This window comes from Thermoplasmata archaeon, from assembly GCA_038851035.1.
GTDB lineage: Archaea > Thermoplasmatota > DTKX01 > VGTL01 > VGTL01 > JAWCLH01.
The window spans coordinates 1-16,979 of the sequence record JAWCLH010000029.1 but is presented as its reverse complement, the minus strand read 5'-3'; the positions used below and the strand labels follow the sequence as shown (position 1 = coordinate 16,979).

13 protein-coding genes and 2 tRNA genes are annotated in these 16,979 nt (G+C 59.6%); 8 read left to right on the top strand and 7 right to left on the bottom strand.

What is annotated here, in order from left to right:
* Positions 1-36: 36 nt before the first annotated feature.
* Positions 37-3,507, bottom strand: a complete 3,471-nt coding sequence (locus tag QW379_08715; protein MEM2870479.1) for a fibronectin type III domain-containing protein — start codon at positions 3,505-3,507, stop codon at positions 37-39.
* Positions 3,508-3,590: 83 nt separating this feature from the next.
* Entirely contained in the window at positions 3,591-4,424 is an 834-nt protein-coding gene (locus tag QW379_08710) for a hypothetical protein (GenBank protein ID MEM2870478.1), read from the bottom strand.
* Positions 4,425-4,628: 204 nt separating this feature from the next.
* Between QW379_08710 and QW379_08705 the strand changes: the two genes are divergently transcribed.
* Together QW379_08705 and QW379_08700 are read left to right on the top strand one after the other, a co-directional pair.
* Positions 4,629-5,642: a UbiA family prenyltransferase gene (locus QW379_08705; protein ID MEM2870477.1), complete on the top strand. Its 1,014-nt coding sequence runs from the start codon at positions 4,629-4,631 to the stop codon at positions 5,640-5,642.
* Positions 5,643-5,694: 52 nt separating this feature from the next.
* Positions 5,695-7,017, top strand: coding sequence for a hypothetical protein (locus QW379_08700; protein ID MEM2870476.1), 1,323 nt, complete (start codon positions 5,695-5,697; stop codon positions 7,015-7,017).
* A 6-nt stretch (positions 7,018-7,023) separates the two neighbouring features.
* Here QW379_08700 and QW379_08695 read toward each other — a convergent pair whose 3' ends face one another.
* Entirely contained in the window at positions 7,024-7,809 is a 786-nt protein-coding gene (locus tag QW379_08695; GenBank protein ID MEM2870475.1) for a DNA methyltransferase, read from the bottom strand.
* Between the two features lie 253 nt (positions 7,810-8,062).
* Between QW379_08695 and QW379_08690 the strand changes: the two genes are divergently transcribed.
* Positions 8,063-8,338: an ArsR family transcriptional regulator gene (locus QW379_08690; GenBank protein ID MEM2870474.1), complete on the top strand. Its 276-nt coding sequence runs from the start codon at positions 8,063-8,065 to the stop codon at positions 8,336-8,338.
* Positions 8,339-8,353: 15 nt separating this feature from the next.
* Here QW379_08690 and QW379_08685 read toward each other — a convergent pair whose 3' ends face one another.
* Positions 8,354-9,352 carry a hypothetical protein gene (locus QW379_08685; GenBank protein MEM2870473.1) on the bottom strand — a complete coding sequence of 333 codons (999 nt, stop codon included), beginning with the start codon at positions 9,350-9,352 and terminating at the stop codon, positions 8,354-8,356.
* Between the two features lie 333 nt (positions 9,353-9,685).
* Here QW379_08685 and QW379_08680 point away from each other — a divergent pair, with 333 nt between their 5' ends.
* From QW379_08680 to QW379_08665, 4 genes are all read left to right on the top strand, one after another.
* Entirely contained in the window at positions 9,686-9,829 is a 144-nt protein-coding gene (locus tag QW379_08680) for a hypothetical protein (GenBank protein ID MEM2870472.1), read from the top strand.
* Between the two features lie 478 nt (positions 9,830-10,307).
* Entirely contained in the window at positions 10,308-11,660 is a 1,353-nt protein-coding gene (locus QW379_08675; GenBank protein ID MEM2870471.1) for a hypothetical protein, read from the top strand.
* 6 nt (positions 11,661-11,666) lie between these two features.
* Positions 11,667-12,692: a homoserine dehydrogenase gene (locus QW379_08670; protein ID MEM2870470.1), complete on the top strand. Its 1,026-nt coding sequence runs from the start codon at positions 11,667-11,669 to the stop codon at positions 12,690-12,692.
* Positions 12,689-14,110 carry an aldehyde dehydrogenase family protein gene (locus QW379_08665; protein MEM2870469.1) on the top strand — a complete coding sequence of 474 codons (1,422 nt, stop codon included), beginning with the start codon at positions 12,689-12,691 and terminating at the stop codon, positions 14,108-14,110. Before QW379_08670 ends, QW379_08665 begins: the two co-directional genes overlap by 4 nt.
* A 37-nt stretch (positions 14,111-14,147) precedes the next feature.
* Here the strand turns inward: QW379_08665 and QW379_08660 are convergent, their stop codons facing one another.
* The 3 genes from QW379_08660 to QW379_08650 form a co-directional block, all read right to left on the bottom strand.
* Entirely contained in the window at positions 14,148-14,582 is a 435-nt protein-coding gene (locus QW379_08660; protein ID MEM2870468.1) for a hypothetical protein, read from the bottom strand.
* A 345-nt stretch (positions 14,583-14,927) separates the two neighbouring features.
* Positions 14,928-15,002: transfer RNA gene (locus QW379_08655), tRNA-Glu, on the bottom strand.
* 198 nt (positions 15,003-15,200) lie between these two features.
* Positions 15,201-15,274, bottom strand: a tRNA-Ile gene (locus QW379_08650).
* A 133-nt stretch (positions 15,275-15,407) separates the two neighbouring features.
* On the opposite strand from QW379_08650, the gene QW379_08645 reads away from it, so the two are divergent.
* The coding region (locus QW379_08645) for a DUF2341 domain-containing protein (GenBank protein ID MEM2870467.1) at positions 15,408-16,979 on the top strand (1,572 nt) is incomplete at its 3' end.

Here is a 16,979-nt window from a genome sequence, read left to right as displayed (position 1 = left end):
GGCGGGCGCTCCCCGCTCATTTCAGGGCCCCCGTCACTATCCCCCAGCAGAGCCTCTGAAGACTCCTGTCCTCCCGCATCCGGGACAGGTGACCCTCTGCGTTCCGCCACCATAAACAGGGAAGCTGGTCCCGCAGGCCTGGCACCTGATGCGGCGCGGGGATGGGGGTGACGTCTGGCTCGGGAGCCGTTCCACGCTCGCCGGAATTCCGGGCCCCGGGTAGACCGGTAGGCTCTCGCCGGGGGTCTGGAGAGGGGCCCCGCTACTCGGGGCTCCACCGCCCGCCGCCGGCGCGGCCGCGCCATCCATCTGGAGCACTTCGGGCTCCTCAGCGTCCGAGCCCGCGAACCCCCCGGTCCCGCCCGCGCCGCCCACGCCCTCTTCCTCCTCCCATCCGGCGGACGGGGGCTCCGGCGGCACCGGGCCCGTCTCTCTCGCCGGCGGGGCCCTCCTCCCCAGCAGAACGGCGGCTGCAACAATGAAGACCAGCACTGCAAGGAGGAGCGCCACGAGCCACCACGGGAACGAGGATGTTGTCACGGCCGGAGCAGAGGTCCCTCCTGAGGTTCTGAAGCTCTGGTCCGCGCTCGGGCCCCCCTTGTTCCCGGCCGGGTCGGTGGACGAGACCCTGAAATGGTAGAGGGTGCCGGGCTTCAGCCCTGTCAGAACGATGGCGTGCTCGAGGACATAGAGGCTTGAGAAGATGCTCCTGCCATAGGCCGTGCTGTTGCCCCACTCTACGAAGCTGTTGGAGGGCTCGCTGGTCCTCCACAGGATTGTGGCAGTGGTTGACGTGACGTTTACGACCCTGATGTCCGATATCATAGGCGCCGTGGTGTCGGGACTGCCCGCGGTCCAGAAGCTCACGTCCCCACTGACTGCGGGTCCGTTCCCGGCCGCATCGGTGGACTTCACCCTCAGGTGGTACTCGGTCGAGGGCTTCAGACCCTGCAGGACCACGCTGTGAATGGTCGTGAGCGATGGGTCCGACGCCCTGAGGCCGTACGCGGTGTCGGTCCCGTACTCGACCTCGCTGTCGGCGAACTCGTCCGTGCTCCACAGGACGACGGCCCTCGTGTCCGAGACGCCGCTCACCGTCAGGCCCGATATCACGGGCGGCGTTGTGTCGGGTGCCGAGGGCGTGGCGTTGGACCTGAAGCTCAGGTCCTCGCTGTAGCCCTTGTTCCCGCTCGGGTCGGCGGATATGACGCGCAGGTGGTAGGAGACCCCCGGCGAGAGCCCCAGCAATGCCACGCTGTGGACAAGAACATAGCTCCTGTCCGCAGCGCTCAAGCCGTAGGACGATGTCTGGCCGTATTCCACGAAGCTGTCGGCGGGCTCGTCGGTCTCCCAGAGGACGATCGCCGATGACCCCGTCACACCCTCGACCCTCAAATTCATTATGTGGGGCGGGTCTGTGTCGGGCGACGCGAGGGTTGTGAAGCTCAGATCCTCACTGTAAGACGGCCCGTTCCCGCTCGTATCCTTGGAGCCCACGCGGAAATGGTAGATTGTCGAGGGCTCCAGGCCGCTCAGGGTCAGCTCGTGGAGGAGGACGAGCTTCACATCCGAGGTTGATGCGCCGTATGACGGGGTCGGGCCCCACTCCACCATGCTGTCAGCGGGTTCGTCGGTCTCCCATGTCACCACCGCCAGCCTGTCAGTGATTCCCGTGACCTTGACGTTTGATATCACCGGGGGTGTCAGGTCGGGCGAGGCAAGGGTCGTGAAGGTCATGTCCTCGCTGTACGAGGGACCGTTGCCGCTCGCATCCCTCGAGCTCACTCGGAAGTGGTATAAGGTCGAGGGACTCAGGCCGGTGAGGGTCAGACTGTGCTCCAGGAAAAATCCGGGGTCCGAGACGGAAAGTCCGTAGCCGGTGTCGGTGCCGTATTCCACGAGACCGTCCGAGGGCTCGTTCGTGTTCCAGCTTACCACGGCCAGCCTGTCACTGATTCCCGTTACCCTCACGTTTGATATTATTGGCGGGGCCGTGTCTGGGGCGGTGCCGATGCATATGGGCCCGAAATGCGTGGCGGTGGCGTTCCAGTTCAGGGAGTTGTCTCGGGCCCGAATGTGGAAGTACCACTTCCCCGGGCTCAGCGCCGGGCTGGTCGCGTCGTGCACCGACTCCTCAAAATCCTTCACCGCGTCCGGGACCGTCGCGGGGTTGTTGTCCCAGGATATCGAGTAGCCGTCGATGCCGCTCGGGTCCCGACCCACGTCCTCCCAAAGTACATGGACCACGCTCGCCGGATACCACTTGCCGGGCTCGGGATGGGTATCGCTCCAGACTCGCGGGTTGGCCGGGGAGAACCTGTCCAGAAGGAACTGGTAACCGTGGCCATCGGTGCATGCGGCGTAGACCTCGACCGATGAGGGAACGCCCGCGCCGCTCCCGACCGCGACCCCGCTGACTGGGCCGTTGCCCGAGCCTATGGAGGCCGAGGCCCATTTTCCCGTGGCGCTGTCTATGAAGACCCTGTAGACCTGGTTGTTGCTTGCGCCGGCGTAGAGTTCCTCCAAGCCGTCGCTGTCGACGTCCCCGGCGGCGAGGCAGAGCGCGTTGACCATGTTGCCGAGGGAGACAAGGGCCGTCCTTATCCACGCTCCTGCTGTGGTGTCGTATTTGAACATATATATCGTCGCGTTGGCCCACGACGCACCATAGACCTCGTTCTTTCCGTCACCGTCCGCGTCCGCAATCGCGAGCGCGGCCATGCTGGAGCCCTGCGAGGAGGTATCCCCCGCACCCACATCGCTCCTCACCCACGCTGAGCCCGTGTAGCTGAACCGATACACCCTCCCGTCCGCGGCGGAGCCGTAGACCTCCGGGTAGCCGTCGTTGTCCCCGTCTCCCACGGCCAGCCCCTCCATCGAGATCGCAGGCTGCCCGGGCGGCGGTACCGCGCTCCCGATGTCCTGGCTGTTCCACTCGTTGCTCTTGTAGTACATGTAGATATGGCCGTCGGAGCCGCAGCTGAATACCTCCTTCCTGCTGTCGTTGTTCCCGTCGCCGATTGCAAGGGCGTTGCCCGTGGCTGGGGAGGCTGTGGTCGCCACAGTCTCCTGGTGCCAACCGGAGCCGTCGTAGTAGAGCTGGAAGAGGGCCATCCGGCCGCGCGGAAGCGGCGGAGCGCCCCGGATGAGACCGGTTGCGTAGAGTTCAAGCTTCCCGTCGTCGTCGCCATCGCCGATTCCGACGGCGTCGGCGTTCAGCTCCGGAGCCGCGACGTTCTTGATAGTCCAGCTCCAGCTCTGGCTGTCCCAGGAGTACCGGTAGAGCCCACCGCCGGGCCTCGCCGTGAAATAGACCTCGCTGGCTCCGTCCCGGTCCCCGTCGCCAACCGCCACTCCCCTGAGCCGCACGCTGCCGCCCGGGGGGGTTCCCATGTCGGTCCGAATCCAGGCCTCGGCGGCGGCGGGCGGGGAGAGATGCCAGAGCCCTGAAGCAAGCAACAGAGTCGCAAGTGTCAGAGCCCACACCAGCCGGGATACTCTCATCATCTCCTCACCCCGCTCCTCTCTTTCTGCAAATGCGGCGGGACCATCTAATAATTTGTGGAGCGATTCACGGGGTGCCCCCGGCTCTAGGTCCCGACCACCGTGACGAACTCAGCCCCCCTGACGTCGAACCCAAGGGCGACGTCCAGTTCCACGAGCACCCCCCAGACCAGCTCGGAGTAGAGGCCCCTGTATGAAGGGGTGGCGTCGGGCGGGATGGCCAGGGCGAAGTCCGTGCCCAGAGTAGTAAGAGCCTCCCCGGGGACCTCTGCGGTGGAGACATGGGTGGTGTCCGTCTCGAGCTCTCCGGAGGCCGTGGACGTTTCGACGCGCGCGAGGGCCACCCTGGCTTTCCTGATTCTTTTTCCGGCCCTCGTTATGATGCTTATTCTGCCCGTCAGCTCCTCCCCAGCGCGCCAGACAGTCCGGGGGAGCTCGACGCTGAAGCTGGGCTTTGAGTCGTCCTCATGGCCGTCCGAGTAAAAGCGGATGGGCCCCGGGTCCGGTCCCCGCGCTCCGGGCGGGAGGGCGACGGTGACGATCGTCATCTCGTAGATATCGGGCCAGAGGGGAATCGAGGCGCGGGCGTGGAGGGTGTACCTGATATGGATAAGCTTACCCTCATAGCTCGGGAGGCCGTTGAGCTCGAGGGGAAAGGAGAAGCGGTGTTCATAGGTGCCCGGAAGAAGCTCATGCTCGCCCGCGAGCTGGCAGGCGCGCTCGAAGAGGAGACGCGTCCGCACGGGTTTTTGCCTGTGCTTCCCCGCCGGCCTCTCGCCGGAGGCGATCTCCGCACCCATGAGGCTCAGGGTCAGGGCCTGGAGTTTTGCGGGCCTCTCCAGCTCCAGCCGGACGGTGCCCTCGACCGGCCCGCCCTGAATGAAGACCTGCCTGTCGGGCAGAATTCGGATGCGGGACACGCACAGGTTATTTGGTCACTATGCATTTATAGTTATTGAGCCAGGCCGAGAGCGTCGGGACGAGATTCGTCTCTCTTCTTGGGTAGGAGTTGCCCACGAGTTTCCCCGCCCGGCATTCCTCGGAAGGCTAGAACAACGGGCTTCACGACGAAGTTCGTGAATCCTTCCCCAGAATTAATTAGGGAGGATGTGCTTCGGAAAAATGTGACTAGGAAGCGCGGGGCTTCGGCGAGGGACTACTTCCAGGCCATCAGGCCGCAGAACGCCATGCTGACCTCGCTTGCGCTGGCGCTTCCCGTAATGATATCGCACGGCAGCCTCGATCTTTTCGTTCTGGGGGCAATGGCCCTTGGCTTCCTCCTGAACAGCGCCGCAAGCATCCACAACAACATCACCGACTTCGACTACGATATGAAAGTCAGGTATACCTCAAGTAGGGTTGTTGGCACTAGAGTGCCGATGAAGCATGCGAAGACCATGTACGCAGCCCTCCTGACGGCCTGCGTTCTCCTGGGCATCTATCTGTCCCGCCTCGACCCCTGGGCCCTTCTCGTGCTGTTCGTGTTCGTGATGGGCGTCGTCAGCGCCTACAACCTCTTCGGGAAGACCCACTATGTCTGGGGCGTATGTATATCAATAGGAATCGCCGGGGTGGTGTGGTACGGCGCGATAATCGGGGGGAAGTTCCTCGAGAACCTGCACTGCAATCTTTTCATAATGGCCTACCTCGCGCTCCAGTCCGGATTCATGCAGAACTGGGAGGGAGGCCTGAAGGACGTCGCCACCGACCCATCGAACATGGCGGCGGCGATGGGGGTAAGAATCGAGGGGGAGAGGCTCTACATCTCCACCCTTTTTAAAGCGTCCGTGTGGCTGATGAAGTTCGTCATGACTGCCATCCTGCTCTATTTCGTCCACATCACCGTCGGCCTGACGGACCCCATCTGGCTCCTCAGCCCCGTCGCGGTGGCGGTGATTGCCCTCAACGCCCTGTCCTACCCAGCTGCCCACCACCTCCTAAGCTTTAAGAAATTCGACAGGGGCGCGATAATCCGCGCCTACGGCTACCACGAGGCGCTGACATGGGTCGCGCTGCCCGCGGCGCTGTATCCCGTTCTTGGTATATGGCTCGCCCTCTTCACAGCCCTCCTCCCTCTGGTCTGGTATGTGGTCTACAACACCGCTGTCCACGGGAGCCCCCTCGTTCCAGACATCTAGCCCGGCGGGAATGGTTATATAGAGCGCGGACAATCGGCGCCCGGAGGGGAAATTGCCGGAGTCCGCAGAGAAGCCGCCGATAGTCTTGGTCGACGCCAGCAACGTCGCCTACGGAGGGGGCCTGCTGAAGGGCCCGCGGATGCACCTGCTCGCCAGGGTGCTTGAGGAGCTCCGGAAGCACCCCTTCCGCGTGGGCGTGGTCGCGGACGCGAGCCTCAGGCACGTGATTGACGAGCCGGAGAGGCTCGAGGAAATGATTCAGAGCGGGCTTGTGACCCAGGCCCCTGCGGGGCGCGAGGCCGACGACTTCCTGATTCAGCTAGCGCTCAAGAGGCAGGAGCAGGGCGAGACCGTGTATATTCTTACCAATGACCTATTTCCGGTGAAGAGCGCAAAGGGCGTGGTGCCCAGGATAACATTTGTCCATTTCTCATTCCATGACATCGACGAGCTCGTATTCAGCCCCCCACTAGAAACGATACAAACCCACTCGAAGGAGGACGGGGGAGCGGAGGCGGCCCTTGCGCAGGGTCTGCCGGAGGCCGGCCGGGACCTGCTCGAGGCATTTTTCAGCTTCGTCGCCTCACTGGAGCCAGCCGTCAACGAGGGGTCCAGAATTCCGTTCTCCCGCGTGGCGGGCTACCTGCATAACCAGTTCGACGGCGACTTCTGCAGACGCTTCGGCCTTCGAAGGCCTAAGGAGCTCGCGAGGTCGCTGGAGACGGAGGGGTATGTCAAGCTCCACGGAACTACCCCTCTCTATCTCGAGGCCACGCGAAAGCTCGTCGAGGAGGTATCGGCGCTGAAGGGCGAGGCACAGACGCCCCCCGCCGTCGAGCCAAAGGCCCCGGCGCCGCAGCAGGTTCCGGAGAGGGCTCCGGACATTAGGGAGGATGGAACCGCTCTCGAGGCTGCTCTCGAGGCGCTCAAGCGCGAGAACCACTACCCAACCGAGGAGAGAATCGGGGCAAAGCTACGCGAGCTCTTTCCGGGGAGGGGGCTCCAGGCGAAGAGCATAATTGAGCGGGCACTCGGGGCCGGAGCGCTCGTAAAGGAAGAGGTCGGAACCCTCACCTGCTACTGGCCCGCCTCCGGCCGCTGGGAGGCCATCAACCCCGACGACCCCTCCGACCCCTATCCGGAGGAGGCCTGGAGGGCTTTCAGGGAGTCGCTCAGGCGCCTGCCTCCGTTCAGGAGGAGTTCCCAGACGCGCTACCACCTCGCCCTCCACCTCGGCAAGTTCGGGGAGCCCATGATCGCGGACCTGCCGCAGGCCTTCAGGGAGCACATGGTCCAGCTCGCCGTGAGGAAGAAGATATTGATTCCCTCGCCGACGATGATGGGGATGAGGATAGACGTGCCGAGAGAGGTTTGAAGCTGGCTACCCCACGCCCTGCCATGCCATGCTATCCCTGAGTTTTTTAGTGTCCTCGCCCTCCGCGGGCTTCCTGAAAACGAAGAGGTGCTCGTGCATTATCATTAAAAAGTTCCACTGGAGCGACTTCTTCACCCAGTAGGGCGTGGACTTGCACTGCCATTGGTGCTTGATGATGTCCTCACGTAGAACGAAGCCCTCGGAGAGAAAGGCGCCGAGGGTCCTGTAGGCGATGGGGACGTAGTGCCTGTGCCTGCGGGTGTCACCAATGAGAATTCCGCAGTAGCCATCCGGCTTCAAGACCCGGAAGGACTCTCGGGCGACGAGCCTCATGTGCCCCACGAACTCGTCAATCGAGTGGACCATCGAGAGATCCCCGGGAACCGCCTTCGAATATGGAATGATGTTGGCATAGGGCGGGTGGGTGGCGATAAGATCAATTGAGCAGTCATCTATCTTATCGAGATTGCGGGCGTCGCCGACGAAGGTCCTCTGCTTTGTCCGCGGGAGGGAGTCGTCGAGCGTCCGGGGGAGGGTGAAGCTCAGCCGGTCTCGGGTCAGCATTATCGCCTCTTCGCGGATGTCGACGCCGATAGCATTGCGGCCGGTGAGGCGGGCCTCGACCAGCGTCGTTCCGGAGCCGCACATCTGGTCCAGAACCATCTCGCCGGGTTTCGTGTAGCGTAGGATGAGGTTTCGCGGAATCTGGGGGGCCCAGTTGCCGCGGTAGTTGCCGCGGTGCGTCGCCCACTCCCCGCGGTCCGGGAAGGACCAGGTTGTGAAGGGCTCCAGGGTGAAATTGCGGGGCTGGGGGTCTTTAATATGATGGGCACGGCCGATGGGGATTGGCCTCGGCTGCCGCCCGATGCGGTCCTGAATTCGGATATCCCCATGAACGCGCGCATAAGCGAGATAATCGGCGTGGGTGACTTCGCGCAGGGTGACCGGAGCGATTATGATCAGGATTGGAAAGATAAAGATAGTTCACAAATTCGATAAGTAAAGTGTAACTAAGTTTAAGTATGGAGTGATACGGATCGGCATCGTGGAAAGAAACGGGGCCAACGATTGGGTCGTTCGAGCCACAAGGTCATACCTGCGCTTCCAGATTATGACTGTTCTCAGGTCCGGACCGGGCACGCCCTCCGAGATCGCACGGCAGCTCTCGGTGGCGAGGTCGAGGGTGAGTCGGGCGCTGAGGTCCCTTGAGAGGATGGGGCTGGTGACGAACATAACGCCGGGGGCGAGGAAGGGCAGACTTTTCATATTGTCTGAGAAGGGAAAAACGGCGCTTTCTGCACTGAACCTGCTCACCAGGTGATTTCCAGTCTTCGCATCATCTGCCGGCCAGTTTCATGCTCGCAACTATTTCCTCGAAGCTCAGACCCCTATCACCGAAATCTGCATGCTCGTAAATCAACGGATGAATTTCAGGATAATGGCTTAGCTCGCTCATCACTGCCTTCGGAAATGATGAGGATACGATAAAACCTGATACGGCCCGGTCCCCGACCTCATCGAGATAGCTCGCGAGCTGGTTTATATCTTCTACTTTTGCGGAATTCAGCTTGACCTCGCCCACGACCTCCCGCGAGGGCGCCTCAAGGCTCCGCTCTTTAATAATGAGGTCAGGGGACCCGCGCGCGATCGCCCGCTCGCCGAGGACCTCGAGCTCGCGGTTGCGCCAGTCGCTCAGTCCGATTAAATTAAGCAATGAGTTCATCGCTTCTCTATTCTTCTTCAGATGATGCCTTATTGCGGCCTGAAGGAGCTTCTCATCGAATTTAAAAACCCCGTCGGGTCTTTCACGGTTTCTTGAATAGCGCGGGGTGAAGGAGGGGGCGCTCAGCTCCAGTTTTGGCTTCTCAGGAGCGCTTACCGGATGGGCGAGACGCAGCACATTCTGCCTCGAGAGCTCGTCGCCCTGGAAGTGCGACTTCCCATAGCCCCCTCTCCAGAGAAGCCCCTCGGCGAAATACGCGAACTCCGACCGGATAATGGGCTCGTCGAACTCCCCAATCTGCCGCAGGAAAAGCCGGAACGGGAAATAATGCGCGACCGCTCCTTCCTTTCCTCCATACCGGCTTATCCCCCGAAAATAAATCGGCTCCCAGGAGGGAGGGAGGCGCTCTGGCTCTGTGTAGGCGGCCTTGGAGACCACCTCGTATATATTCCGGACGCGCGCACCGTAGAGGAATGACAGCTGGTCCCCGGGCGATATGTCCTCGAACGGCCACGGCCCCGTCGAGGTGGAGGGGAAGCCGGCGTGGGAGTGCTCGAGGCAGAGTTCCAAGTTGCGCCTCGTGCTCACAGCCACTAGGAAGTAATCGGGCACTGCGCAGGGGATTGGGATTCCGGGATCTAATGGTTTCGGTGAAAAATAAAAAATCAGGTAATTCATTTTGTCCCCCTCAGCCTATAAATACGCCCCATCCACTCTCTCTTCCCAGCGACGCAATCCCAGTGTTGGGAGGTATGGGAGTAAAACTAAAGAAGCGCTCCGCGAGCGCCCCCGCATATATCGAATGGGGGGACCCAATGGCGCTGTCCCCTTCGACGAGGGCTATAAAAAGCTCTCCGCTTTGACGAGGCAGGCAGGGGTTAGGCCCGTCCTCGCGCCCTTCGCGCTCCATCCCCCGAACCAAAGACCGCAATCTAGGGCGAGCTCTTGACCCGCGTGGTCATATCCATTCACGGAGATGCGGAGCCGGCGGGCGACATCGATCTAGAGCTGCTCCCCGAGATGGAGTTTGCGACCTTCAAGTACGAGACCCCAGCTGATGAATATAGAAGGAGCTACGCTGAGCTGTAGAGGTGGGTTGAGGACAATGGCTACATCATCGTCGACTCCCCGATGGAGATTCACACGAAGATGCCGAAAATGGTCGATGGCAAGATGGGCATCTACAGCGAGATACAGTTCCCGGGGAGGAAGAGGTAGCCCTCCGCCTGATACCCCGGAATGCCGGGCCCCGGACCTCGTGCACGACGACCGCCCGGTCACAGGCCCTCAAGCGCCGGGCAATGTCGCCATCCTGCGTCCCGTTCCTGATTTACCTGAAGCCAGGTCTCGAGGGCTCGCTTGACAGTCTGGAGCGCCTGCCACGCACGAGCTGACCAGTCTTCTACAGCTAGTGCATATGATACTGATATTCGATGCTTAACATATTATACATTTTGACGACCCAGCATGAGGTGTGATGAGCGCCCGCATAACCCGGCTCGAGCTCAACCCAGCAGAATAGTTATAAATGATATAGTTCATTCCCAGCGGGCCGGGGGGACGAGAGGTGGTTCGTAGAAAATCAAAAGGGGCCGGGGCCGGCAGGAGCCTTCACAGTGCGCTTCGCATCTCGGCGAAAAAGCTTGAGCAGATAAATGCATTCCTCCTCGATCCGAAGAACCCTCAGGTCCACGCGATTCTCGAGTTGATTGATAAATATGGAGGCATAGAGGAGATTCGCAGGAAGGCCCGCGAGAGCGGTACTTACGAGAGCCTGATGGCGCGACTGGAGAAGAAGAGGGCCGATTACGCAAGGGAAGTCGAGTGGATGGCGAAAAAGAGGGACGAGGGTTCATTCATAACCGTTGAAGAATATAGGCGTAGGGTCCTCGGCCCCCGGGCCGACAGAATGGATTTCGACATGAGTCGAGCCGTCACCCTCGAGATCAGCGCCTGCCAGTACTTCAGCCACCTCGTCGCCGAGACAAGGCAGGCGCTAGAAAGAAAGGAGCTGATGCCGGGCCGCTTCATAAGGGTGAGGAACATGAAGGAGCAGGAGGCGGACGGGGACCTTCTGGCGGTGAGCGCGGCAATGAAGGTCTTCGGCGCGTCGGTGTGCGAAACCCTCGACACCCGCGGGACCGACGGCTCCAATGTGCACCTTGGCGGCCCGGAGACGATCACGGGCTACTTTGGCGGCGTCGGCCAGCCCAATAACTACCCCATTAAATGGGTAGACGAGTTCCTTTACTACCACACAAACTACGGCGTCAGACAGGTTCTCAACGTGAATAGCGGGACCATTCTTGCGGCTTACATGCTCCACAGACTGGGCGTGGACATTGAGTTCAAGATATCGGTCTACATGGGCAACGACAACCCCTACGCTGTCCTCTGGACGATTCTGGCCGCGCGCCTCTTTAGCCGCGACGACGGCAGCTCCCCCCTAATCGGATTCAACTTTTCAAACTCAGTCAACAACGATACCATTCGAGCCTGCGCCAGAATTCGCAGGGAGCTGGGATTCGAGCGGAACATACGGTTCGAGCACCACATTCTCGAGACCTGGAAGAGTATCGTCAGGCAGCCCTACGACAGGAGGGCGGAGCTCGTCGAGCTCGCGGCGGAGGTGGCGAACATCAGCGCCAAACACGAGGGCGGCGAGGTGGCGGTGGAGAAGACGAGGGAGCACCCCTCAGACATTCTGGACTACTTTCTACCAAAAGAAGAAATAGAAGCAAGGGGGCTGCAGGACGCCTTGCTCCGTAACTACCTTGACAAGCACGAGGCGATCAACAACACCGCGAAGGCCCTTACTGAAGCAGGGCTCACGTTCATCGCGGCTCCCCTGCTGCACCATCGGCGTGAAGAAAGAGGAGAAGGGGGGTCCAGAAGTTCAGGGAAGAGCAAATGGAGGTGAGCGGTGATGAGGCTAAAGCTGGTGTTTGCGGGCTTTGGTGTCGTCGGGAGGGGACTAGCCGAGCTGCTCCACGCCAAGAGTAAGCTGCTGGCCTCGAGATATGGGCTGGAGTGCAGCGTCGTGGCAGTTTCGGATAAGTTGAAGGGGGCCGTCATGGACCCAAGCGGCCTGGACCTCGGAAAACTGATTAAAGCCGGCGAGAAGGGGAAGCTCGAGGAGCTAAAAGCTCCGAAGAAGGGCTTTGACGTTCTCCAGATGATTCAGGAGGCCGGGGCCGATGCCCTCGTCGAGGTGACCTACACGGACATAAAGACGGGTGAGCCAGCGACCACGCACATTAGGAAAGCGCTCGAGCTGGGGATGCATGTGGTCACCACTAACAAGGGACCTGTGGCCTTGTACTATCGAGAGCTTGCTAAACTTGCGAAAAAAAAAGGCGTCAAATTCCTCTTTGAGGGAACCGTGATGAGTGGGACGCCGGTGCTGAACCTCCTCCGGGAGAACCTCGCGGGCTGCGAGATAACGGAGATGCGTGGAATTCTTAACGGAACCACCAACTATATCCTGACGAAAATGGAGGAGGGCTTGCCCTACGCAGAGGCCCTCAAGAGTGCCCAAGCACTGGGATATGCCGAGGCCATTCCTGACGCGGACGTGCTGGGCTGGGACGCACTGGCCAAGGTCACGATTCTCGCCAACGTCGTGCTTGGCGCTCGCCTGAAGCCGTTCGACTGCCCCTGCGAGGGGATCACGAAAATCAAGCCCGAGGACATCAAAGCCGCCAGGGCCGAAGGGAAGCGATACAAGCTGATAGGGAGGGTCTGGATGGAGGGGAACATCGTCAGAGCCTCCGTTGGCCCCCAGCGGGTCGAGCTTACCCATCCCCTCGCGGGCGTGGGTGGGGCCACGAACGCCCTCACCATCACCACCGACGCCCTCGGCGAGGTAACGATTATCGGGCCAGGGGCCGGAAAGAGAGAGACGGGCTACAGCCTTCTGAACGACCTTCTGCATATAGGGGGCAGATTATGAAGATGCTCCTTGACGGCAAATGGGTTGAGAGGAAGAGGAGAATCGAGGTACGCGACCCCTACGATGGCTCCCTCGTGGACACCGTCCCGAGGGCTGAGAGGCGGGACATCGAGACCGCTCTGCGCTCATCCCTTGAGGGATTCAAGGAGATGCGCTCCTTGCCGGTTCACAAAAGGGCGGATATTTTGTACCGAACCGCACAGCTCGTCCGGGAGAACCTCGAGGACTTTGCAAGAACCATCGCCCGGGAGGGCTCCAAGACCATTCGGGAGGCAAGAAAGGAGGCTTCAAGGTGCGTAAACACGCTGACAGTCTCAGCAGAGGAAGCAAAGCGGGTTCTGGGGGAGACGATTCCCTTCGACTCCTTTCCCGGGGGGGAGAAAAGGAAGGGCTTCTACTATCGATTCCCTATAGGGGTTATTCTTGCCATCACCCCGTTCAACGACCCCCTCAATCTCGTCGCGCACAAGCTTGGCCCGGCCTTCGCCGGGGGGAACTCGGTCATCCTCAAGCCCGCGACCGCCACGCCCCTCTCAGCGCTGAAACTGGCCGAGGCACTGCTGGAAGCGGGTCTTCCACCAAAGGCCCTTCAGGTGCTGACCGGTCCGGGACCCGAAGTTGCTGAGCCGATGGTGAGCGATGAGAGAATCAGAATGGTCTCCTTCACTGGCGGCGTCGAGGCTGGAAAGCGAATAGCCGCCCTCGCCGGAATCAAGAAGCTTGGAATGGAACTCGGCTCCAATTCGCCGGTAATTGTCTGGGAGGACGCAGAGCTATCGTTAGCGGTGGAGTCGTGCGTCTCAGGGGCATTCTGGGCGGCGGGCCAGAATTGCATCGGCGTTCAGAGAATCTATATCCATAGTAAGATTTACCAAGAGTTTAGGGACGCTTTCGTTCAGCGCACCTTGAAGTACAGGGTCGGAGACAAAATGAAGGAAGAGACCGACATGGGGCCGATGATAAACGAAACGGAGGCGAAGAGGGTTGAAGAGTGGGTCAACGAGGCTGTAAAGATGGGAGCAAGGCTTCTAGCTGGCGGAAGGCGCAAGCGGGCTCTCTACTATCCTACGGTGCTCGAGAATGTATCTGAGCAGGCAAGAATACACAGTCACGAGGTTTTTGGACCTGTTGTCAACCTCTACCCCGTCAAGGGACTGGACGAGGCAATAGCCAAAGCCAACTCGCTCCCCTATGGGCTGCACGCCGCAATATTCACGAGCAGCGTTGAGGTCGCGTTCAAGGGTGCCTATTCCCTCGAATGCGGTGGCGTGATGATAAATGACTCCACGGACTACAGACTTGACTCCATGCCCTTCGGCGGGGTCAAGTACTCGGGCTTGGGAAGGGAGGGCGTCAGGTTCTCGCTTCTCGAGATGACTGAGCCAAAGGTAGTCTGTTTCAACTTGATTGGAATCTGATGGGGCCCAGAGGTCTAACCACGGCTAAAGCACGCGTCTATACCAGCCCCTTCACCCACTCCGCGAGCCGCTGTTCGTAGTCCGGGGGCAATCCCATCCCCTTATCTGTGCCCTTCCCCACTCTGAAGTCAATCTCGGCGATCTTGACCATCCCCTTTTTCCCAGACAGGATTTTCTCCATTTTGGGAAGGGCTCTCGGCTTCATCATCGCATGGGTGTTGATCAGGGCGTATTTTTTGCCCTGTAGAACGGGCAGTGCCTTGAGATACGTCCTGAGCGGTCTGGCGATGGTGAAGGCCTCCGTGGCCCCGGAAAATATATAGAGGTCGGCCGGTGGTATCTGGGAGGGGTTCGACTCGTTGGCGCGTAGTACGAGAACCTCGTGGCCCCCGCTCTTCAGCAGGTTTTCGACGCAGTCAACGCACTTTTTTCCATTGCCATAGCGAGAGTGGTAGATGATGGCGACCTTCATTCCAGCACCGGCCTATATGAATCCTTCTAATATATAAAAGCTCAGAGGCGGGCTGGGAGCCAGTGCCCTTTAGAATGCCCTAGGGCCTTCTCGCCATAATGGCCTTCGACTGCCCGAAGTCATAGCGGGTCTATGAGCCGGAGAGCGGGGAAAAGGTAAGACCCGATACACGGCGAGACTCCAAGCGAGGCGCGCCCACGCTGGACTAAGGCGAAAGCTATCTTATTACACATTTTTGCGAGAGGCCCGTCAGGACCGAGCAAGAGGCGAGCCGTCATGGACGGCGAGCCTGAGAGCGCAGCGAGCCCGCGAAGCCTTTTTTGAAAACTCTTGGAAAAAAAGTTTTGCTCCCGACGGGATTTGAACCCGTGTCTGAGGCTCGAGAGGCCTCGATGATTGACCGGACTACACTACGGGAGCGTCCTGCCGCCCGGTGGCCGTGGGCATCGCCACCGGCCTCCCCATCAACATTTACCCCCTTTTAATAGATTTTGCCCGACTTCTCTTTAATGGCCCAGGCTGGACCGCAGACGAGCGGCATCAACCACAAAGCGCTCGTCAAGGTGAGGCCGGGCCTACACATACTTACACATACTACCCAATATTACTCATTAATAGTGGGCCCGGCCGGATTTGAACCGACGACCATCCGGTTATGAGCCGGACGCTCCACCAGCCTAAGCTACGGGCCCTTTCTATTACCATAAAATCTCTCTATTCTAATAAGGCTTTAGGGAACCCTCTGATGGGCGTCTGAATTAGATTTCTGCACTATAAATTTAATAGGGAGGAAGAGCATTAGCACAGCGCCTTGGAGGTGGCGTGATGCGTTCTGTAGGTATTTGTTCAGTGCTAATTGGTCTTGTTCTCCTGACCACGTCCTGTCTCGGCTTCACGATGCCCATCGAGTCCCATCCTGCTTCCTCTGCCTTCACACAAGCAGACGAGCCCTGGTGGGATCTGGACTGGCAGTTTCGGAGACCCGTGACCATCGACAACACTAAGAGCACAGCTCAATTGACGGATTATCCGGTGCTTATCAACCAGACCTATGATTCAGATATGAAAAGGGACTTCGGGGATCTGAAGTTTGTCCAGAGGGACGGGGCCAGCTTGAAAGTTCTCCCATGCTGGTATGAGAACATTGAGGAGGGGAAAGCCCTGAAGGTTTGGGTGAATGTGAGCAGAATAGCCGCCGCCTCGACAACTCAAATATATATGTACTACGGCAATCCAGCCGCCACCTACGCTGGCGGCCCCGAGCAGATCTCGGTTTTCTACGACGACTTTACTGGCAACTCACTCGACAGCCAGAGGTGGAATACACCCCATTTCGTGGATACGGCCACGACCTGCTCGGTCAATGGTGGAATGCTCGACTTCAATGTGGGCAGTGGCAACGCCCATACTGGCGGCTGCGTCATTTCGAAAATCTCCCTTCCCGAAGGCAGCTACGCCATAGAGACGAGGCTGAAGTTCACGGACTGGTACCAGAGCGCATTCGGCGCCTACGCAGGCTTCACCAATGAAGTGGCATACGATGACTCCTATTATGGCAGCCCTCTTAAGCTCGTTTCGGCTCGGCTCTATGACTATCTAAAAAATAACGTTTACCTCGCTCTCACCGTGAACGATATCGGGACCGTCAATTCAAACACCCAAATAACAGTACGGAACATATGGTTCAGGATGACCACCTACTACACTCCTGACACTTGGGCCAAGGGCGTCTGGAAGCAGCTTGAGAGCCCCTTCAGCGAGCAAAGCCTTGAAATCAGCGGTAGCGGAGGAATCACACCCAAATACGTCGTCGTCGGCATCGGGGACTATTCAACGACCGAGCACACCTATTTCGACTATGTACTAGTAAGAAAATACAGTAAGCCGGAGCCCAAGGTTTCTATAGGAGAAGAAGAGAGACCATTTAGATTCATGTCCTTTGAATGCGAGCCCACGGAGCTTTCCGAGAAAGATGTGCTTAATCTGCTCGCGCGCATCGACAATCCCACCCCCATGGTAATTCCTGTCAATATATCCTTCCGTGTCGGGGACGATTTCAATACAGCCGAACATATCGAATCGAAATCCGTTGATTTACAGCCCTCCATGCTGAACGAAATCAGGACTAGCTGGGTCGCGACCGGCGGGAACAACACCCTGTGGTTTGGCCTTAATCATATACCTGTTGCATCGATCAACATCTCAGTCAACCGCTATCCAGTCTTGAGCCCGATAATGGACCAGGTCGCGAGCCAGGGGAAGAACTTCAAGCTGCTCATCTTCGCAGAGGACGCCGACGGCGACAGGCTCAACTGGAGCGAGGACTGCCCGCTGTTTGACATTATACCGCGCGGCGAGCAGAGCGCCGAAATCAACTTCACACCGACAAATGACGAC

Coding starts and splice junctions, on each gene's coding strand:
- QW379_08665 (MEM2870469.1), top strand. CDS start 12,689: ATGAAGATGCTCCTTGACGGCAAATGGGTTGAGAGGAAGAGGAGAATC.
- QW379_08660 (MEM2870468.1), bottom strand. CDS start 14,582: ATGAAGGTCGCCATCATCTACCACTCTCGCTATGGCAATGGAAAAAAG.
- QW379_08670 (MEM2870470.1), top strand. CDS start 11,667: ATGAGGCTAAAGCTGGTGTTTGCGGGCTTTGGTGTCGTCGGGAGGGGA.
- QW379_08715 (MEM2870479.1), bottom strand. CDS start 3,507: ATGATGAGAGTATCCCGGCTGGTGTGGGCTCTGACACTTGCGACTCTG.